21 protein-coding genes are annotated in these 17,870 nt (G+C 72.8%); 6 read left to right on the plus strand and 15 right to left on the minus strand.

Going from position 1 to position 17,870, the window contains the following annotated elements; genetic code table 11:
• Positions 1-56: 56 nt before the first annotated feature.
• Complete coding sequence (locus tag AB0K65_RS00320) at positions 57-752, minus strand: VTT domain-containing protein (protein ID WP_365712696.1); 696 nt, start codon at positions 750-752, stop codon at positions 57-59.
• 175 nt (positions 753-927) lie between these two features.
• Here AB0K65_RS00320 and AB0K65_RS00325 point away from each other — a divergent pair, with 175 nt between their 5' ends.
• The 3 genes from AB0K65_RS00325 (at position 928) to AB0K65_RS00335 (ending at position 4,152) form a co-directional block, all read left to right on the plus strand.
• Positions 928-1,296, plus strand: coding sequence for a YbjQ family protein (locus tag AB0K65_RS00325; protein WP_365712698.1), 369 nt, complete (start codon positions 928-930; stop codon positions 1,294-1,296).
• 136 nt (positions 1,297-1,432) lie between these two features.
• Positions 1,433-2,713, plus strand: coding sequence for an ion channel protein (locus AB0K65_RS00330; protein WP_365712700.1), 1,281 nt, complete (start codon positions 1,433-1,435; stop codon positions 2,711-2,713).
• Positions 2,714-2,739: 26 nt separating this feature from the next.
• On the plus strand, positions 2,740-4,152 hold the full coding sequence (locus AB0K65_RS00335) for a glutamate decarboxylase (RefSeq protein WP_365712702.1): 1,413 nt from the start codon (positions 2,740-2,742) through the stop codon (positions 4,150-4,152).
• A 59-nt stretch (positions 4,153-4,211) separates the two neighbouring features.
• On the opposite strand, the gene AB0K65_RS00340 is transcribed toward AB0K65_RS00335, so the two are convergent.
• From AB0K65_RS00340 to AB0K65_RS00365, 6 genes are all read right to left on the minus strand, one after another.
• Positions 4,212-4,976, minus strand: a complete 765-nt coding sequence (locus tag AB0K65_RS00340) for an ABC transporter permease (protein ID WP_365712704.1) — start codon at positions 4,974-4,976, stop codon at positions 4,212-4,214.
• Positions 4,973-5,932 (minus strand): ATP-binding cassette domain-containing protein, encoded by a 960-nt coding sequence (locus tag AB0K65_RS00345; RefSeq protein WP_365712706.1) that lies wholly within the window; start codon positions 5,930-5,932, stop codon positions 4,973-4,975. Before AB0K65_RS00345 ends, AB0K65_RS00340 begins: the two co-directional genes overlap by 4 nt.
• 86 nt (positions 5,933-6,018) lie before the next feature.
• Positions 6,019-6,657 carry a PadR family transcriptional regulator gene (locus AB0K65_RS00350; RefSeq protein ID WP_365712708.1) on the minus strand — a complete coding sequence of 213 codons (639 nt, stop codon included), beginning with the start codon at positions 6,655-6,657 and terminating at the stop codon, positions 6,019-6,021.
• 72 nt (positions 6,658-6,729) lie between these two features.
• Entirely contained in the window at positions 6,730-7,269 is a 540-nt protein-coding gene (locus tag AB0K65_RS00355) for a DinB family protein (protein WP_365712710.1), read from the minus strand.
• Positions 7,270-7,471: 202 nt separating this feature from the next.
• The gene (locus AB0K65_RS00360) at positions 7,472-8,929 is read right to left on the minus strand and encodes an aldehyde dehydrogenase family protein (protein ID WP_365712712.1); all 1,458 of its coding nucleotides are present in this window, start codon (positions 8,927-8,929) and stop codon (positions 7,472-7,474) included.
• 75 nt (positions 8,930-9,004) lie between these two features.
• Positions 9,005-9,877, minus strand: a complete 873-nt coding sequence (locus tag AB0K65_RS00365; protein ID WP_365712714.1) for a helix-turn-helix transcriptional regulator — start codon at positions 9,875-9,877, stop codon at positions 9,005-9,007.
• Positions 9,878-10,199: 322 nt separating this feature from the next.
• Between AB0K65_RS00365 and AB0K65_RS00370 the strand changes: the two genes are divergently transcribed.
• Complete coding sequence (locus tag AB0K65_RS00370; protein WP_365712716.1) at positions 10,200-10,697, plus strand: ATP-binding protein; 498 nt, start codon at positions 10,200-10,202, stop codon at positions 10,695-10,697.
• A 111-nt stretch (positions 10,698-10,808) separates the two neighbouring features.
• On the opposite strand, the gene AB0K65_RS00375 is transcribed toward AB0K65_RS00370, so the two are convergent.
• The 4 genes from AB0K65_RS00375 to rpmG form a co-directional block, all read right to left on the minus strand.
• Positions 10,809-11,021, minus strand: coding sequence for a DUF397 domain-containing protein (locus AB0K65_RS00375; RefSeq protein WP_030219358.1), 213 nt, complete (start codon positions 11,019-11,021; stop codon positions 10,809-10,811).
• A 246-nt stretch (positions 11,022-11,267) separates the two neighbouring features.
• Entirely contained in the window at positions 11,268-12,497 is a 1,230-nt protein-coding gene (locus AB0K65_RS00380) for a GTP-binding protein (RefSeq protein ID WP_365712718.1), read from the minus strand.
• Positions 12,497-12,763 (minus strand): type B 50S ribosomal protein L31, encoded by a 267-nt coding sequence (locus tag AB0K65_RS00385; protein ID WP_365712720.1) that lies wholly within the window; start codon positions 12,761-12,763, stop codon positions 12,497-12,499. The genes AB0K65_RS00380 and AB0K65_RS00385 overlap by 1 nt, the downstream gene beginning before the upstream one ends.
• Positions 12,764-12,766: 3 nt before the next feature.
• Positions 12,767-12,931: a 50S ribosomal protein L33 gene (gene rpmG / locus AB0K65_RS00390; RefSeq protein ID WP_329877375.1), complete on the minus strand. Its 165-nt coding sequence runs from the start codon at positions 12,929-12,931 to the stop codon at positions 12,767-12,769.
• 63 nt (positions 12,932-12,994) lie between these two features.
• On the opposite strand from rpmG, the gene rpmB reads away from it, so the two are divergent.
• Positions 12,995-13,231 carry a 50S ribosomal protein L28 gene (gene rpmB, locus AB0K65_RS00395; protein WP_365712723.1) on the plus strand — a complete coding sequence of 79 codons (237 nt, stop codon included), beginning with the start codon at positions 12,995-12,997 and terminating at the stop codon, positions 13,229-13,231.
• Positions 13,231-13,536 carry a 30S ribosomal protein S14 gene (gene rpsN / locus AB0K65_RS00400; protein ID WP_365712725.1) on the plus strand — a complete coding sequence of 102 codons (306 nt, stop codon included), beginning with the start codon at positions 13,231-13,233 and terminating at the stop codon, positions 13,534-13,536. The genes rpmB and rpsN overlap by 1 nt, the downstream gene beginning before the upstream one ends.
• 49 nt (positions 13,537-13,585) lie before the next feature.
• On the opposite strand, the gene AB0K65_RS00405 is transcribed toward rpsN, so the two are convergent.
• The 4 genes from AB0K65_RS00405 to AB0K65_RS00420 all read right to left on the minus strand — a co-directional run.
• On the minus strand, positions 13,586-14,371 hold the full coding sequence (locus AB0K65_RS00405) for a hypothetical protein (protein ID WP_365712727.1): 786 nt from the start codon (positions 14,369-14,371) through the stop codon (positions 13,586-13,588).
• Positions 14,368-14,934, minus strand: coding sequence for a SigE family RNA polymerase sigma factor (locus AB0K65_RS00410; protein WP_365712729.1), 567 nt, complete (start codon positions 14,932-14,934; stop codon positions 14,368-14,370). The genes AB0K65_RS00405 and AB0K65_RS00410 overlap by 4 nt, the downstream gene beginning before the upstream one ends.
• Positions 14,935-15,111: 177 nt before the next feature.
• Positions 15,112-15,675: a hypothetical protein gene (locus AB0K65_RS00415; RefSeq protein WP_365712731.1), complete on the minus strand. Its 564-nt coding sequence runs from the start codon at positions 15,673-15,675 to the stop codon at positions 15,112-15,114.
• Between the two features lie 292 nt (positions 15,676-15,967).
• Positions 15,968-17,870 (minus strand): FUSC family protein (locus AB0K65_RS00420; protein ID WP_365712733.1); only part of this gene is annotated, 1,903 nt, incomplete at its 5' end.

Below are 17,870 nucleotides of genomic sequence, written 5' to 3' on the forward strand. Positions count from 1 at the left end.
CGGCCCGGCCCCCGCCGGAAGGCGGGGGCCGGGCCGTGGTCACTGCGGGCGGGGCTTCACCGCTTGGCGTGGCGGCCGCGCTCCGGGGCCTCGGGGGCGTCGTCGGGGGCGCCCTGGGTGCGGGCGGCCTTCTTGGACTGGGAGCGGGCGCGGAGGTACTCGATCACGATCGGGACCACGGAGATCGCGACGATCAGGATCAGGATCGCCTCGATGTTCTTGTGCACGAACTCGACCTTGCCGAGCGAGGCGCCGAGCAGCGTCACGCCCGCGCCCCACAGGACGCCGCCGATGATGTTGAAGGTGATGAACGAGCGGTAGTTCATCCGGCTCACACCGGCGATGATCGGCGTGAACGTCCGGACGATCGGCACGAAGCGGGCGAGGATCAGCGACTTCGGTCCGTGCTTCTCGAAGAACTCGTGCGCCTTCTCGACGTTCTCCTGCTTGAAGAGCTTGGAGTCGGGGCGCTTGAAGAGGGCCGGGCCGACCTTCCGGCCGAAGAGGTAGCCGACCTGGTCGCCGATGATCGCCGCGGCCACGATCAGCGTGCAGACGAGCCACAGGGGCTGGTCGAGCTTGCCGGTGGTGACCAGCAGGCCGGTGGTGAAGAGCAGCGAGTCGCCGGGCAGGAAGAACCCGATGAGCAGGCCGGACTCGGCGAAGACGATGACCAGGACACCGATCAGACCGAAGGTCTGGATCAGATAGTCCGGGTCCAGCCAGCTCGGTCCGAGGGCAAGCGTATTCACGGGTTCCGGGCTCCTGCGGTCGGTGGGGCAAGGGGGGACGGCTGCCCCAAAGTATCAACGCTTTCTCCGCGCTCCGGGTTCCAGTGCCCTCTCCCGGACCGCTCCGGGATGCGGCCGTGGCCGGCCGGCCCGAGGCTGGGGGGACGACCCGACCGGCAGCAGGAGGTGGATGCGGATGGGCATCGAGGACTACGGAGGCGGCCAGGGGCCGCAGTCGGACGTGCTGGTCGTCACGACCAACGACGTGCCCGGCTACGAGGTGCGGCAGGTGATCGGGGAGGTCTTCGGGCTGACCGTGCGCTCACGGCACCTGGGCAGCCAGATCGGCGCGGGCCTGAAGTCGATGATCGGCGGGGAGCTGAAGGGGCTGACGAAGACCCTGGTGGAGACCCGCAACCAGGCGATGCAACGGCTGGTGGAGCAGGCGCAGGCGCGGGGCGCGAACGCGGTGCTGATGTTCCGGTTCGACGTGTCGGAGGCGGCCGACGTGGGCACGGAGGTCTGCGCCTACGGCACGGCGGCGGTGATCGCCCCCCGGAGCTGAGGCCCCCTCGACAGCGGAGCCGGAGGCGGCGACACCCTCCGGAGACGCATCCGGCAAGCGCATTGCGTCGGCGGTGGGACGCGCGTCGCCGAACCGAGGCGCCTTATGCCGCTTTTGTGCACCTATGGTGAGGTCCGTGGCTACTGATACGCCTTCAGCTCCGCCCGCACCGCCCACACCCGTCCACGTCCTGCTCCCCCAGATCCCGCCCGCCCTCGTGATCGGCGTGGGGGCGAGCCTGCTCTACGTCGGGATCAGCAAGGCCGCCGACCGGCTCCGGGACGTGCTGTGGACGACCCTGCCGGACGCCCTCGGCATCGGCGGGTACTCCTCGCTGTGGATGATCGTGATGCTCACCGCGACCGGCATCGCCGTCGGGCTCGTGGTCTGGAAGGTGTACGGGCACGCCGGCCCCGATCCGGCCTCCATGGGGCTCGGCGGCTCACCGCTCCCGCCCGGGGTGGTGCCCGGACTGCTGGCGGCGAGCATGCTCGCGCTGGCAGGCGGGGTCAGCCTCGGCCCGGAGAACCCGATCATCGCCGCCAACATCGCGCTCGCCTACTGGCTCGGCCGCAAGGTCGCCCCCCAGGCGCCGGCGGCGGCCTGGGTGGCGCTCGCCTCCTCCGCCACCATCGGCGCCCTGTTCGGCACGCCCGTGGCCGCCGCCCTGGTCATCTCCGAGGCCCTGGTGCAGCGTCCGGGACAGGGCTCGCTGTGGGACCGGCTGTTCGCTCCGCTGACGGCCGCCGGGGCCGGGGCGCTGACCACCAGGCTGGTCGACCATCCGAGCTTCGAGACATCGCTGCCGCCGGTGACCCACCCGGGGTGGGGCGACCTCCTCGCCGCGCTGGTGATCGCCACCCTGGCGGCGCTCTTCGGCCTCCTCGGCTGCTACGCCTTCCCCCATGTCCACCGCGCCTTCGGCCGGCTGCGCCACCCCATGGTGATGCTGCCGCTGGGGGGCCTCGTCCTCGGTCTGCTCGGCGCCCTCGGGGGACCGCTCACCCTCTTCAAGGGACTGGAGGAGGTCAAGCAGCTCACCTCGAACGTCGGCGGCTGGTCCTCCGGCGACCTGGCGAAGTTGGCCGCGGTCAAGCTGGTCGCCCTGGTCATCGCCGCCTCCTGCGGGTTCCGCGGCGGCCGGATCTTCCCCGCCGTCTTCATCGGCGTCGCGTTCGGCCTGATGGCCCAGGCCCTCGTCCCGGAGATCCCGCCGGCCGTCGCCGTCTCCGCGGGCGTGCTCGGCATCCTCCTCGCGACGACCCGGCAGGGCTGGGTGAGCCTCTTCGTCGCCGCCGTCCTCGCCTCCTCGACCTCGATCATCGCCCTGCTCTGTCTCGCCTCGCTGCCCGCCTGGCTGGTCGTCACCGGCCGCCCCCAGCTCGAACTGGAGCCGTCCGGCGCCTCCCTGCGCTGAGACGACCCGCCCGGAAGGAGTCCCCCATGCCGCTGCACAAGGGTCCCGACGACCCCGAGCCCGACCGGCCCCTCGCCCTCAACCCGTTCTTCGGCGCGGCCGACCCCGTCGGCGGGATGGCGGAGGCACCCCCGCGCCACCGCCTGCCCGACGGGCCGCTGCCGCCCATGAGCGCCTATCAGCTCGTCCACGACGAGCTGATGCTCGACGGCAACTCACGGCTCAACCTCGCCACGTTCGTCACCACCTGGATGGAGCCCCAGGCCCGCGTCCTGATGGCCGAGTGCCGCGACAAGAACATGATCGACAAGGACGAGTACCCGCGCACCGCCGAGCTGGAGCGGCGGTGCGTGGCGATGCTCGCCGACCTCTGGAACGCCCCGGACCCCTCGGTCGCCGTCGGGTGCTCCACCACCGGCTCCAGCGAGGCGTGCATGCTGGCCGGCATGGCCCTCAAGCGCCGCTGGGCGCAGCGGAACACCGACCGGTACCCGGGCGGCGCGCGGCCGAACCTGGTGATGGGGGTCAACGTCCAGGTCTGCTGGGAGAAGTTCTGCAACTTCTGGGAGGTCGAGGCCCGGCTCGTGCCCATGGAGGGCGAGCGCTTCCATCTGGACCCGCAGGCGGCGGCCGACCTCTGCGACGAGAACACCATCGGCGTGGTGGCCGTGCTCGGTTCGACCTTCGACGGCTCCTACGAGCCCGTCGCCGAGGTCTGCGCCGCCCTCGACGCCCTCCAGGAGCGCACCGGCCTCGACATCCCGGTGCACGTGGACGGGGCCTCCGGCGCGATGGTCGCCCCGTTCGTGGACGAGGACCTGGTCTGGGACTTCCGGCTGCCGCGCGTCTCCTCCATCAACACCTCGGGTCACAAGTACGGGCTGGTCTACCCGGGCGTGGGCTGGGCCCTGTGGCGGTCACCCGCCGAGCTCCCCGAGGAGCTGGTCTTCCGGGTCAACTACCTGGGCGGTGACATGCCGACGTTCGCCCTCAACTTCTCCCGGCCCGGAGCCCAGGTCGTGGCGCAGTACTACACCTTCCTGCGGCTGGGCCGGGAGGGCTACCGGGCGGTCCAGCAGACCGCCCGGGACGTCGCCCGCGGCATCGCCGAACGGATCGACGCCATGGGCGACTTCCGTCTGATCACTCGCGGCGACCAGCTGCCCGTCTTCGCCTTCACCACCGCGCAGGACGTCACGAACTTCGACGTCTTCGACGTCTCGCGGCGGCTGCGCGAACGCGGCTGGCTCGTCCCCGCCTACACCTTCCCGGCCAACCGGGAGGACCTCTCCGTGCTGCGCGTCGTCTGCCGCAACGGCTTCTCGGCCGATCTCGCGGATCTGCTGATCGAGGACCTGGGCCAGCTGCTTCCCGAACTACGCCGCCAGTCGGCCCCGTCGACCCACGACAAGGCGGCCGCCACCGCCTTCCACCACTGACGGCGAGGGGCGCCGCGGGCCGGGGCGGGGGCGCCCCGCCCCGGCCCGCGGCGCCTCCCTCAGGAGCTCAGTCGCCTGAACCTGCGGACCGCCAGGGGGAAGAAGACCACGAGGAGGGCCAGCGGCCACACCACGGCCGCCATCACGTGCCCCGGCTCCCCGCCCGGGTTCCCGAAGAGGTCACGTACCGCCGTCGCGGTGGCGGACATCGGGTTCCACTCCACGGCCGTGCCCAGCCAGCCGGGCATGCTGCCGGGCAGGGCGAAGGCGTTGGAGAGGAAGCCGATCGGCCAGACCAGGATCTGTACGGTCTGGACCAGCTCCGCGCGGCCCGCGACCAGAGCGAGGTGGATCCCGATCCAGAGCATCGCGAAGCGCAGCAGGAGCAGCAGTCCCACCGCCCCGAGGAAGGCCGCGGCGCCTCCCGTCGCCCGCCAGCCGAGGGCGTATCCGACGCCGATCATCAGCAGCAGTCCGGCCGCCGACTGGAGCATGTCGGCGGACGACCGGCCGACCAGGACCGCCCCGTCGGCCATCGGCATCGAGCGGAACCGGTCGATCACGCCCTTGTTCAGGTCCTGGGTGACGGCGGTCATCGTGCCTTCGAGGCCGAAGACCATGGTCAGCGTGAGCATGCCGGGCACGAGGAAGTCGACGTAATCCCCCTCGACGCCCCGGCCGCCGCCGACGAGATAGCCGAACATCAGCAGCATCATGATCGGGAAGACGAGTCCGACGACCACCTGGACCGGCTGCCGGGCCCAGTGGGCCAGCTCGCGCCGGGTCATGGTCCAGCAGTCGCTCATCACGTACGCGGCGCTCATGCGGCCATCTCCTTCTCGCTCGGGGCCTGTCCGGGCGCGTCCGTCAGGTGCAGGAAGACCTCGTCGAGCGTCGGCCGCCGCAGGGCGATGTCCTCCGCCTCGATCCCGGCCGCCTCCAGGGCGCGGACGGTCTCGGACAGGGCGCCCATCCGGTCCGTCACGGGCGCGCTGATCCGCCGCAGGTCGGTGTCGACCGCCACCTCGGCGGCGGGCAGCAGCCGGGCCGCCTCGGCGAGCCGGCCCGCGTCCCGCAGGACGACGTCGATCCGGTCGCCCCCGACCCTCGCCTTCAGTTCGTCGGCGGTGCCGTCGGCGACGACCCGGCCCCGGTCCACGACCGAGATGCGGTCGGCGAGCTGGTCGGCCTCCTCCAGGTACTGCGTGGTCAGCAGGACCGTCGTCCCTCCGCCGACGAGGGAGCGTACGGACTCCCACACCTCGCCCCGGCCGCGCGGATCGAGGCCGGTCGTGGGCTCGTCGAGGAAGAGCACGTCCGGTTCGGTGATCAGGGAGGCGGCGAGGTCGAGACGCCTGCGCATGCCACCGCTATACCGCTTCACCGCCTTGCGGCCGGTGTCCGCGAGCCCGAACCGCTCCAGCAGCTCGTCCGCCCGGGCTCCCGCGCGCCGGGCGCCGAGGTGGTGGAGCCGCCCGAACATCTCCAGGTTCTGCCGGCCGCCGAGCTCCTCGTCCACGGCGGCGTGCTGGCCGAGGAGGCCGATCCTGCGGCGCACCTGGTCCGCCTGCGTACGGACGTCGAAGCCGGCCACCCGCACCCGCCCCTCGTCGTGCCGCAGCAGGGTGGCCAGCATCCGTACCGTCGTCGTCTTGCCCGCTCCGTTGGGCCCCAGCAGCCCGTGCACCGTGCCGCCGCCGACCACCAGGTCGAGGCCGTCGAGGGCCTGCTTGTCTCCGTACCGTTTCCGTGCGCCTTCGACGACGATCGCGTCGGTCATCAGTCTCCTCCAGCCGGAACAGCTAGTAGTCAAATTTGACCACTCAATCGACGGTAAGCCGGTCGACCCTCGTTAGTCAAACTTGATTAGCCTGCGTCTTCCCCGTCGCCCGTCGCGTAGGGGTTCTCCTGGCCCTCCGCGAGAACCCCCACGAAGGGCTCACCGCCCTCACCGGCGAAGGAGTAGGCCCCCGCCTCGATGCGCTCGATCAGGCCGAGCGTCCACTCCTTGCCCGCGTCGGCCGAGTGCACCCAGAGGTGCATGATCTCGCCGATGTGCCCGAGCTGCTCGGGGCCGCCCTCGGGGGTGTAGTACTCGGTGACGGCGCTGCGCCACTCGTCCAGCGCCGCCACCCGTCGGCGCAGCAGTTCCACGACCTCCGCCCGGGGAAGGTCGACGATGAAGCCGATGCCGGCCGACAGCACGTCCATCTTCTGGTCGTAGGTGGTCAGCGCCTCGCGCAGCAGCGCGAAGTACTCCTCCACGCCCTTCTCGGTCACCTCGTACTCGGTCCGCGGCGGCCCGCCGGCCGTGCTCGGCGCGATCTCGTACGCACGCAGCAGGCCCTGCTTGGCCATCTGCTTGAGCGCGTGGTAGATCGAGCCGGGCTTGGCGCTCGACCACTCGTGCGCGCCCCAGAACTCCAGGTCGTTGCGGACCTGGTAGCCGTGGGCGCGCCCGTGCTGGCGGACCGCGCCGAGGACCAGGAGCCGGATCGCCGACATCCCCACCACCTCCACTCGTCAATTTTGACGAGCGTAGCGGGGCGACCGGTCCGCGGCCCCGGTGGCCGTGCCTCAGGCTTCCTGCTCCCGCGCGATGAGCGAGAAGGAGTCCTGGCCGTCGAGGGACTCCCGGATGATGTCGGCGTGCCCGGCGTGCCGGCCGATCTCCTGGACGAGGTGCAGCAGCATCCAGCGGACCGACACCCGCCCGTCCTTCGGGAACCAGGGGGCCGGCGGCAGCGCGAAGGTCTCGTCGAGGCTGGGCACCTCGCGGACGAACTCCTCGGTCTCCTTGGCCACCGCCTCCCAGAAGGCCAGCACCTGGGGAATGGTCTCATCGCCCACCAGGACGAACGCCTCGCCCCAGGTCTCCTTGGTCCGCTGCCTCTCGTTGGGCCGCCCCTGCGCCAGCCGCAGCCAGTTCAGCTCGACCTCGGCGACATGCTTGATCAGCCCGGACAGGGTCAGTTCGCTCGCGCTGGGGCGGCTCGCCGCCTGCTCCTCGGTGAGACCGAGGGACGCGCGCCGGACGGCGGCGCGCTGCGCCTCGATGAAGTTGAGGAACGCTCCGCGCTCGTCGCCGGGGGCCTCCGCGGGAACAAGGGCAACCATGATGTCCGCCTTTCACGGCGCGGGCTCTCACACCCGCGCTCACACGCACGAAACTGCCGGTGGGTGCCGGGGAGGCTCTCCCCCTCCTCCCGACACCCACCACGCTACGGACCCTTGCGGACACCTACGGTCCGCAATGCCGGATGTCCCCGAAGGACACGTGAGGAGGCGCCCCGCGCGACCCGCGGGAGACGCCCTGGCCTCAGAAGGGGAACCGGCTCCGGCCGTGCTGCACCGAGATCCACTTCTGAGTGGTGAAGGCGTCGATCATCGAGTCGCCGTTCAGCCGCCCGATGCCGGAGTGCTTCTCGCCGCCGAACGGCACGATCGGCTCGTCGTGCACGGTGCCGTCGTTGATGTGGATCATGCCGGTGTGGATGCGCTTGGCGACCCGCACACCGCGCTCGACGTCCCCGGTGTGGACGGCCCCGCTCAGGCCGTAGGGGGTGTCGTTGGCGATCCGCACCGCCTCCTCCTCGCCGTCGAAGGGGACGATCAGCGCCACCGGGCCGAAGATCTCCTGGCTCAGGACGGGCGCGTCGGCCGCGAGGCCGGTCAGGACGGTCGGGGAGACGACGTTGCCGTCCGCCGTCCCGTGCAGCAGCGCCGTCGCGCCCGACTCGACCGTCTGCTCGACGAGCGCCGAGACGGCTTCCGCCTGCTGCGAGTTGATCAGCGGCCCGATGTGGGTGGCGGGGTCGGCGGGGTCGCCGACGCGCAGCGTCCGCACCTTGGCGACGAACTTCTCGGTGAACTCCGCCTCCAGCGAGCGGTCCACCAGGATCCGGTTGGCCGCCATGCAGACCTGCCCCTGGTGCACGAAGCGGCTGAAGACGGCCGCGTCCACGGCGTAGTCGACGTCGGCGTCGTCGAGGACGATCAGGGCGCTGTTGCCGCCGAGCTCGAGGACGGCGTGCTTGAAGTTCTGCGCGCAGACGGTGGCGACGTGGCGGCCGACGCGGTCGGATCCGGTGAAGGAGATGACCTTCGGTATCGGGTGGGTCAGCAGCGCGTCGCCTATCTCGGCGATGTCGGTGACGACGACGTTCAGCAGGCCGGCGGGCAGACCGGCGTCCTCCAGGACCTTGGCGACCAGCGTGCCGCCGCAGATCGGGGTGTTCTGGTGCGGCTTGAGGACGACCGCGTTGCCCAGCGCGAGGGCCGGCGCGACCGACTTCAGGGAGAGGAGGAAGGGGAAGTTGAAGGGAGAGATGACGCCGACGACACCGACCGGGAGGCGGTAGACGCGGTTCTCCTTGCCGTCCACCGGCGAGGGCAGGATCCGGCCCTCGGGGCGCAGCGCCAGCTGGATCGCCTCGCGCAGGAACTCCTTGGCGAGGTGGAGCTCGAAGGCCGCCTTCAGCCGCGTCCCGCCCAGCTCGGCCACGATCGTCTCGGTGATCTCCTCCTCGCGGTCCTCGACGATCCGCAGCGCGCGCTCGAAGACGAGCCGCCGGGTGTAGGGGTTGGTCTCGGCCCACGCGGTCTGGGCGCGCTCGGCGGCGCGGTAGGCCTGGTCGACCTCGTCGGCGGTGGCGACGGTGATCGAGGCGAGCTTCTCCCCCGTGTACGGGTTGAAGTCGATGATGTCCCACGAGCCGCTGCCCGGCTTCCACTCGCCGTCGATGTACTGATGGGCCAGGTCGGTGAAGTAGGACATGGAACGAGACCCCTTAACCCGCGGATACGGACGTAGTACTGACGTCAACTGATGTGACGTCATCGTACTGACGTATCAGCTGAGTTGAAGGAGACCTCGGAGGAGATCACGGCTTTCGGCCGGATCGGGGCTGTCCTTCTGCAGGCGCTCCATCACCCGGGCGTACTGGCCGACCTCCTCGCGCTTGTCGAGGTAGAGGGCGCTGGTGAGCTGCTCCAGGTAGACGATGTCGGACAGGTCCGACTCGGGGAAGCTCAGCATCGTGAAGGAGCCGCTCTCGCCGGCGTGCCCGCCGAAGCTGAAGGGCATGACCTGGAGCGTGACGCCGGGGTGCTCCGAGATCTCGATGAGATGCCTCAACTGCCCCCGCATGACCGCGCGGTCGCCGTACGGCCGGCGCAGGGCCGCCTCGTCGAGAACCGCGTGGAAGTGCGGCGCGCGCTCGGAGACGAGGATCTTCTGGCGCTCCAGGCGCAGCGCGACCCGGCGCTCGATCTCGGCGTGCGAGGCGCCGGGCATGCCGCGGCTGACGACCGCGTGCGCGTACGCCTCGGTCTGCAACAGGCCGTGCACGAACTGCACTTCGTAGATGCGGATCAGGGAGGCTGCGCCCTCCAGTCCGATGTACGTCTGGAACCAGCCGGGCAGGACGTCGCCGAAGCTGTGCCACCACCCGGCCACGTTGGCCTCGCGGGCGAGGCCGAGGAGCGAGCCGCGCTCCATGTCGTCACTGACGCCGTAGAGGGTGAGCAGATCCTCGACGTCCCTGGCCTTGAAGCTCACCCTTCCCAACTCCATACGGCTGATCTTGGATTCGGACGCGCGGATCGAGTAGCCGGCCGCCTCGCGGGTGATTCCGCGCGATTCGCGCAGTCGCCTCAGCTGCGAGCCGAGGAGGATGCGCCGCACCACACTCCCGCTCGCCCCGCTCGATTCGCCTGCGGTCACGGCTCCAGCCTTCCGTTCGGGGATCTCGGGCCCGGATTCTGCCACTAAACACTTCGGCCCGTACACACTCGATTACGGAAAGGGGCCGCGTCCAGGGCCCGTTGGGGAAAGGCGCGAAATGATGCGGCGGGAGATTTCCGCAGAATCCGGCACGGGAGGGACAGCTTCGCCGCGTGCACGTGCATCTGCCCTTGCATCCGGTGGTCGCTTTCGGAACCATGGACCCCGCGCAGCCGCGTGTACCACCTCGTGTCGTCGCACCACCAGCACCACGCCGTCGCACCACAGCCGCGATTCGCCGCGATCTCCGGGAGTGCCTCGCATGGGGACGAATGGATCGACCATGCTCGAGCCGTTACGGCAGGGGCTTCCGCCGATCGACCCCGCCGCCGTCTCCACCTCGGTCTCCTGCACCCTGCCACCCCGTTACGACGCGGTGCGCGGCGCCCGGACGTTCACCCGGACCACGCTCTCCCAGTGGGAACTGGGCGACCGCTTCGACGATGTCGCCCTGGTCGTCTCCGAGCTCGTCACCAACGCCCTGCGCCACGCGCTGCCGGCGGACGCGCCCCACACGGAAGGCCTGAATCCGCCGGTCCGGCTGCACCTGATGCGCTGGACCTCGCGACTGATGTGCGCGGTGCGTGACCCCAGCGACAAGAGCCCGGAGGCGCGCGAGGTCGACGCCGACTGCGCCGCCGAGTCGGGGCGCGGGCTGTTCCTCGTCGACTCGTTCAGCGACGGATGGGGCTGGCACCCGTTGGCCGGGACGCTCAAGGGCAAGGTGGTCTGGGCGCTGTTCCGGCTGGGTCCCGAGTAGACCCCCGCCCACGGCCTCCCCGCCGACGGGCGCGGAGGGCGCGGGGAGACTCGCCTGACGTGAAGAGGGCCCCGGCGTGACGCCGGGGCCCTCTTCACGCGTGAGCGGGTCTCACACGAGGTGGTCGAACTCCCCGTCCTTGACCCCGAGCAGCAGCGCCTCGATCTCGGCGGGCGTGTAGACGAGCGCGGGCCCGTCGGGGTGGCGGGAGTTGCGCACCGCCACGTTCCCGCCCGGCAGCTTGGCGAACTCCACGCAGGATCCCTGGGAGTTGCTGTGCCGGCTCTTCTGCCACACGACACCACGCAGTTCCGTGGCCGCCATGCCGTTGTACGCATGATGCGCATGATGCACTGGTAGCTCCCCGAGTTGCTTGGTGCACGTGTCAACTTCCTCGGATCATAGCTGTGTTCATATGCCCCTGCATGAGCAGATGCACGTGCACGTCGGGTGCTGTGTCGACTACGCGACTCTGCGTGCCCCGGCGCCCTACCGGCGGGTACCCACTGTGCCATCCCCGGCCCCCGGCCGCGGCGAACGGTGACGGCCGAGGCGGCGCGGCGGGACTTCTCAGACCCCCAGGAAGGCGTCGAAGGCGGACGGCAGCCGCTTCCACGCCTCGCGCCCCGCGGCGTACTCGGCGTCGGTGAGCAGACAGGAGTCGAGGACCTCGGCCAGGGCCTCCGGCTCGAGACCGGGCGAGGTGAAGACCAGGTGCTGGCAGCGGTCGCCGTGCTCGGGGTGCCAGTCCAGGGCGGCGGCCGCCCGGCGGACGGGCGGGACCATCTCCCAGGCGGCGTCGGGCAGCGAGGCCAGCCACGGCCCGGCGCTCTCGACGCAGAGGGCGCCGCCGGCCGCGTCCCAGGCGAGCAGGGTGTCGGGCCTGTCGGCGAGCCAGAACCGCCCGCGACTGCGGACCGCGGCGCAGGTCAGCTCCTCCAGGGCCGCGTACAGGCGACCGGGGTGGAAGGGCCGGTGCCGGCGCCAGACGTGGGTGGCGACCCCGTGGGCGTCACCCTCCTGGGGCAGCAGCGCGCAGGCCGGATGCTGGGCGGCGCCGGCCGCCTCGACGTCGAAGCCGGCGAAGGCGGCGGCCACCAGCTCCTCGTCCCGGCCGACCGGGACGCGCCGGGCGGTGGGATGGAGCTGTGCGAGGAGGGCGCGGTCCTCGTCGTCGGCGTCCGGGCCGTCGAGAAGGGCGAGGACGGGTGCGTACTCCAGCTGGCGCGCCCAGGTGTCGGCGACGGTCCGCCGGTCGGTGGCCGCGGCCGCGAGCCCGGCGTCGGCGAGGTCGTCGCCGTTGCCGAGGAAGGGCAGGACGAGGGCCGGGTCGACGGCGGTGATCACCGCCCCGATCCGGAGCCCGGCCGCGGCGACGACCTCGGCCATCGCCTTGGGCTCCACCGAGTCCCAGAGCTCGACGACCGCGAGGCGGGGCGGGCCTCCGGCGGCGCGGTCGGCGATCCGGCGGAGTTCGGGGACCAGGTCCTCACGCAGGGCGCAGCAGGCGCAGTCGTCGACCAGCGGGGTGTCGCCCGAGGACAGGACGCCGGAGGCGTCCCGCACGGTCCGGGCGACCGTCCCGGTCTCCGGGGCGGTCGCGAGGTCGTGGTGGAGCGCCACCGCGCCGGGGACGGCGGCGAGGAGCCGGGCCACGGCGGCGCGGCGGGCGTCGGCGTGGAGTCCCCCGACGAGCGCGACCGTGAGGTCGCCACCGGAGCCGCCGGAGCGGTCGCCGGAGGCGCGGGAGCGGGCGGAGGGATCGTGGGGGCCGGAGGGGTGGTGGGGGTGGTGGGGCATCAGTCGCCCTCGCCCCGTTCCCGCTCGCGGCCGTAGCGCCGCTCGAAACGCTCCACCCGCCCGGCGGTGTCGAGGACCCGCGCGGTACCGGTGTAGAAGGGGTGGCTCGCCGAGGAGATCTCGACGTCCACGACGGGGTAGTTCAGGCCGTCCTCCCACTCCACCGTCGTGTCGCTGCCGAGGGTGGAGCGGGTCAGGAAGGCGAAGCCGGCGGCCTTGTCGCGGAAGACGACGGGTCGGTACGGGGGGTGGATGCCGTCGCGCATGGTTCAGCGCTCCTCTCGGAAGTCGACGTGCCGGCCGGCGACCGGGTCGTACTTGCGCAGGGTGAGGCGGTCGGGGTCGTTCCGGCGGTTCTTGCGGGTGACGTAGGTGTAGCCGGTGCCGGCGGTGGACCGGAGCTTGACGATCGGGCGGAGTTCGTTGCGGGCCATGGTGTATAGAGTAAATGAACATGGTTCCCATTGCCAATAAGCCTTCGGAGAGGTAGGTCACCCGTGTCCGCCCACTGCCAGCTGACCGGCGCCCGACCCGGATTCGGCAACCGCGTCTCGCACTCCCACCGGCGCACGTCTCGCCGCTTCGACCCCAACGTCCAGCGCAAGCGCTACTGGTTGGCCGGCGAGGGCCGGCACGTCCGGCTGACGCTCAGCGCCCGCGCGATCAAGACCGTCGACAGGATCGGGATCGAGGCCGCCGTGGCCCGCATCCGCGCCCGGGGCGGGACGGTCTGATGGCGAAGAAGAGCAAGATCGCGCGCGACGAGCGGCGCAGGGAGGTCGTCGCGCGGTACGCGCGGCGCCGCGCCGAACTGAAGGAGATCATCCGCCGGCCGTCCACGCCGGAAGCCGAACGCGCCGAGGCCCTGAGGGAGTTGCGGCGCCAGCCACGCGACGCGAGCGCGACGCGGGTCCGCAACCGGGACGCCGTGGACGGCAGGCCGCGCGGGCACCTGCGGAAGTTCGGCATCTCCCGGGTACGCCTGCGGGAGCAGGCGCACGCCGGGTTCCTGCCGGGCGTGCGGAAGGCGTCGTGGTGACCGGGGCGGCCGGCCGTTCCCCCGTCGCGCGGAGGTAGGCAGGGGCGGTTCAGGGCGTGCCCGGCGCGCCGCCGGGGGCGCCCCGGTCGCGCGACACGGCGGGCAGGTCGGTCAGGAGGCGGCCCTCGCGGTCGTACAGCGCGAGTCCGACGTCGTCCTGTGACGGCGGGACGTGCGCGTACCAGACGCCCCACCCCGGGCGGTCGGACAGTTCGAGCAGCTGCGCGACGGTCTTTCGGCCGTCCGCTCCGGTCAGCTCCACCCGGCCCGCCTGGGAGGTCCCGTAGTAGAGCCCGGAGTGGAAGGCCCCGTCCGCGTCGCCCTCCGACTGGTGGCTGATCCCCGGCGCGGAGAGGTCGATATTGCCGTCGACCACGCTGCGGAAGTCCTCGTCACCGCCCTGCCCCGCCCAGTGCTTGCCCTGCCGGGTCAGCCACACCGTCCAGCCCTTCCCCACGTCCACCCGCTCGCCGGAGCGCACCACGCGGACCGGGCTCGCCACCGGCGGCGGGACGGTGACCGCGCGGGTGGCGGTCGGGGCCGGCCCCGCGGTGGGCGCGGCGGCGACCCGGGGAGCGGCCGGGGGGCCGAGCCGGCCGACGGTCACGGCCGTGACCGTCACGACGCCGAGCACCGCCAGCACGGCCAGGGCCGCCGTCCGGCGCCGGCGGTGCCTGCGGCCGGCTCGCCGGACGGCCGCCAGCGGCACCGGGCTCGGGGTGACGTCGTGCGCGACCCGGGTGAACGCCTGACGCAGCAGCCCGGCGACGGCCGCGTCGTCCTGCGCCGGGGCGTCCGGCACGGGCTCGGGCTCGGGGGCGGATGAGGGGTTCATCGTCGTGCTCCGGAGGGGGCGGGGAACTGCGGGACGGGGGCGGCGGCGAGCAGCGGATGGGCGCGCAGCGCCGCGAGCCCGCGCCTGGCGTGGGTCTTGACCGTGCCGATCGAGCAGTGGAGCACGTTCGCGATCTCCTGCTCGCTCAGGTCCTCCCAGTAGCGGAGCACCATCACGGCACGCTGGCGGCCGGGGAGATCGGCCAGGGCCGCCAGGATCGCGGTGCGCTGTTCGACCGCCTCCGCGTGACCGGCGTGGGCGTTCCCGGCCGAGTCCGGTAACACCGGAGTGAGCAGGTGGGCCACCCGTCTGCGGCGCAGCCGGCTGAGGTTGTTGTTGATCAGGGCGCGGCGCACGTAGAAGTCGATCTCCGCGCGCGGCACCCTCCGCCACCGGCTGTAGACCTTCGCCAGCGTCGTCTGCACCAGGTCCTCGGCCTCGTGGAAGTCGCCGGTCAGCAGCTGGGCCGTGCGCACCAGGCGGGGCCAGGCCGCGACGGCGAACGCGGCGAAGCCGTCGTCCTCGGCATCGGACTCGTGCGGCGCGGCGTACTCGTACGACACGGTGTGGGGACCTCACGATCGGTGGTGGTGGAAGGCGGTGGCAGGGCCCGCCCCGTGCCGGGCCCTGCCACCGAACCGCCGCGGAACAGCCGTGGGACGGCTGCGGAACCGCCGCGGAGTCGGCTGCGGAGGCGTCCCGGGACGACTGCGCCACCGCCGCGGAACAGTCGCGTCCGGTCAGCGGTCCCAGGCCGGCAGGTCGGCGAGAAGACGGCCCTCGCGGTCGTAGAGCGCGACCGCCGAGCCGCCCTCGGCCGGCGGGGTGTGCGCGTACCAGACACCCCAGCCCGGGCGGCCCGGCAGCGACAGCAGCGCCGCCACGGTCTTCGTGCCGTCCGCTTCGGTGAGTTCCACCCGGCCCGCCCGGTGGGTCCCGTAGAAGATCCCCGAGTGGAAGACCCCGTCCGCGTCGCCCTCCGACTGGTGGCTGACTCCCGGCGCCGAGAGGTCGATGTTGCCGTCGACCACGCTACGGAAGTTCTCGGCGCCGTCCTCCCCCGCCCAGTGCTTGCCCTGCCGGGTCAGCCATACCGTCCAGCCCTTCCCCGCGTCGATCCGCTCACCGGGCCGCACGACCTCGATCGGGGAGGGGGACACGGCTGGGGTCCCGGCCGCGGCCGGGGCGGCGCTCGCCGCCGGTCGGGCGTCGGCGGGGTGGGCGGCCGGCGCGCCGACGGCCGTGGGCGCGGCGGTGACGAACGCCGCCGCGGCCACGGCCGCGGTCAGCAGGTACTTCTTCATCCGGTGACTCCTGGGGGTCGGGTGGACTCCACTCCTCGGGTGGGTCTCCACTCCTCTCAACTCCCTTCACGGCGGCGGCGGATGACACGACCGGGCGAACGGCACGGGAATGGGGCGGAAGGGGGACGCCGCGGAGGCGGGGGGGGTGGGTGGGGGCGCAGGGGGCCGGGAGGGCCGTGAGGGCCGGGGGGCCGGGAGGGCCGGGGGGCCGGGAGGGCCGGGGGGCCGGGAGGGCCGGGGGGCCGTGGGGCCAGGGGCCGGGAGGGCCGGGGGGCCAGGGGCCGGTGGTCCTTCAGGGGTGCCGGGCGGAGTCCTGCAGCGCTGCCGTGAGGTCGTCCAGGGCGTCCAGGAGCAACTCGGCCCCCTTGTGGAGGAGGAAGTGGTCCGGCGGGGCCGCGCGCCACGCCTCGACCGTCTCGCGGAGGTCCTCCCAGGCCGGCTCGCCGCGCTCCCGCACCTCCTTCGCGCCCCGTTCCGTCGCCCTGCGCAGCGCCTCGGCGAGCCTCGCGGCGGCGGGGACCGGCGGGGCGCCGCGCTCGGGAAGATGGGCCTCCATCAGCATCGCGACCCGGCCGAACTGCGCCAGGGCGTGACCGGCCTCGGCCGCGGCCGCGTGGGACAGTCCCCGGTGGCGCACCGGTTCGTGGGTGGCCCGGTCCAGCGCCTCCTGCCAGGCGATCCGTGCCGTCCTGGCCTCCAGGAGGGCCTCGCGGACGTCGGGGGAGACGGCGCCCACCGGGGCGGCGTAGTGAGCGACGACGGAGGCGGCGTACCGCCCGCCCGCCACCAGCCAGTCGGCGAGCCGGTGGCGCAGCCGGGGCGTCTCCCAGGCCGGATAGACCGCGTACGCGATCATCGCGAGGATCCCGCCCAGCAGGGTGAGGATCACCCGCTCGGGGACGGTCTGCGTCCACTCCGAACCGCCCACGCCGAGCAGGAAGACGACGTACGCCGAGACGCACACCTGGCTGACGGCGTATCCGGTGCGCATCAGCAGGTACATCCCGAAGGCGCTGACGACGGCGAGCGCGGCGGAGGCGTACACGCCGGGGTGGGCGGCCTGCACGATGCCGGTGGCGAGGGCGACGCCGACCAGGGTGCCCCCGAAGCGGGCGACGGAACGGGCGTACGTCTGCGTGAAGTCCGGGCGCATGACCATCACCGAGGCCATCGGTGCCCAGTAGCCGTGCCCCAGGGGCAGGGCGGTGCCGATGACGTAGCCGACGACGGTGACGGCGCAGACGCGCACGGCGTGGCGCAGGATCGGGGACTCGTGGCGCAGTTCGCCGCGCATCCGGGCCAGGGCGACGGGCGTCAGCCGGAGGAGCGTGGGCAGCGAGCGGGCCTCGGCGGCCGCCTCCGTGCGCGGGTCGGCGGTCTCGACGACGTCGTCGAGCAGGGTGGCGAGCCGGACGGCCGCCCTGCGGGGAGGGCCGGTGAGGATCGCGCCGGTGTCGGGGGTGCGGAGGGCCGCGAGCGCGGCGGGCGGGAGGTCCACCGGTTCGCCGCGGCGGATGGCGTGGGCGGCGGCGTCCAGGACGGCACCGGCGGCGGCCAGCAGCTCGCGGACCCGGCCGCGCTGGGGGCCTTCGGCGGGGACGCCCACGGCCGGGTCGGCGAGGGAGGCGAGCACGGGGCGGATCCGCTCGGCGAGGCCGCGGGGGCCCTGGAGTTCGGCGGGGCGGCGGCGGGCCTGCCGGGAGGTGACGGCGGCGGCGTTGCGGGCCGTCATGAGCGGGACGGGGTCGAAGGAGGCGATGGGGTCCTGGCGCAGACGCCGGGCGTAGTCCGCCTCGGCGGCGAGCGCGTCGGCGAGGGCGTCGCGCCGGGCGCCCCAGCGGCGGATCGGGAGGAGGACGACGAGCGCGGCCTGGACGAGACCTCCCGCGGCGATCATGGCGGCGTGGCCGGCGGCTCCGGCGACGGAGGTGGGGAGGGTGACGGTGACCAGCATGATCGCGACGTTGGAGGAGGCGATGATGCCGACGGTGGGGCCGGCGGACCAGGCGAGCCCGGAGAGGAACGTCCACAGGGCGAGGAGGGCGAGGAAGGGGGCGGGGTGGGCGCCGGCGTTGGTGACGTAGCCGAGGAAGGTGGAGACGGCGAGGCTGGCGCCGGAGGCGAGGGCGAGGGTGGGGCGGGGGCGCCAGGAGCGCTGGAAGGTGGCGATGGCGGCCTGGAAGGCGCCGAAGGCG

The sequence above is a fragment of the Streptomyces sp. NPDC053755 genome (assembly GCF_040677675.1).
Taxonomy (GTDB): domain Bacteria; phylum Actinomycetota; class Actinomycetes; order Streptomycetales; family Streptomycetaceae; genus Streptomyces.

Excerpts from the sequence above, each read along its gene's own strand:
- AB0K65_RS00325 (WP_365712698.1), top strand. The coding sequence starts at position 928 with ATGGGCATCGAGGACTACGGAGGCGGCCAGGGGCCGCAGTCGGACGTG.
- AB0K65_RS00335 (WP_365712702.1), top strand. The coding sequence starts at position 2,740 with ATGCCGCTGCACAAGGGTCCCGACGACCCCGAGCCCGACCGGCCCCTC.
- AB0K65_RS00340 (WP_365712704.1), bottom strand. The coding sequence starts at position 4,976 with ATGAGCGCCGCGTACGTGATGAGCGACTGCTGGACCATGACCCGGCGC.
- AB0K65_RS00345 (WP_365712706.1), bottom strand. The coding sequence starts at position 5,932 with ATGACCGACGCGATCGTCGTCGAAGGCGCACGGAAACGGTACGGAGAC.
- AB0K65_RS00350 (WP_365712708.1), bottom strand. The coding sequence starts at position 6,657 with ATGTCGGCGATCCGGCTCCTGGTCCTCGGCGCGGTCCGCCAGCACGGG.
- AB0K65_RS00355 (WP_365712710.1), bottom strand. The coding sequence starts at position 7,269 with ATGGTTGCCCTTGTTCCCGCGGAGGCCCCCGGCGACGAGCGCGGAGCG.
- AB0K65_RS00360 (WP_365712712.1), bottom strand. The coding sequence starts at position 8,929 with ATGTCCTACTTCACCGACCTGGCCCATCAGTACATCGACGGCGAGTGG.
- AB0K65_RS00370 (WP_365712716.1), top strand. The coding sequence starts at position 10,200 with ATGGGGACGAATGGATCGACCATGCTCGAGCCGTTACGGCAGGGGCTT.
- AB0K65_RS00375 (WP_030219358.1), bottom strand. The coding sequence starts at position 11,021 with ATGGCGGCCACGGAACTGCGTGGTGTCGTGTGGCAGAAGAGCCGGCAC.
- AB0K65_RS00380 (WP_365712718.1), bottom strand. The coding sequence starts at position 12,497 with ATGCCCCACCACCCCCACCACCCCTCCGGCCCCCACGATCCCTCCGCC.
- AB0K65_RS00385 (WP_365712720.1), bottom strand. The coding sequence starts at position 12,763 with ATGCGCGACGGCATCCACCCCCCGTACCGACCCGTCGTCTTCCGCGAC.
- rpmG (WP_329877375.1), bottom strand. The coding sequence starts at position 12,931 with ATGGCCCGCAACGAACTCCGCCCGATCGTCAAGCTCCGGTCCACCGCC.
- rpsN (WP_365712725.1), top strand. The coding sequence starts at position 13,231 with ATGGCGAAGAAGAGCAAGATCGCGCGCGACGAGCGGCGCAGGGAGGTC.
- AB0K65_RS00405 (WP_365712727.1), bottom strand. The coding sequence starts at position 14,371 with ATGAACCCCTCATCCGCCCCCGAGCCCGAGCCCGTGCCGGACGCCCCG.
- AB0K65_RS00415 (WP_365712731.1), bottom strand. The coding sequence starts at position 15,675 with ATGAAGAAGTACCTGCTGACCGCGGCCGTGGCCGCGGCGGCGTTCGTC.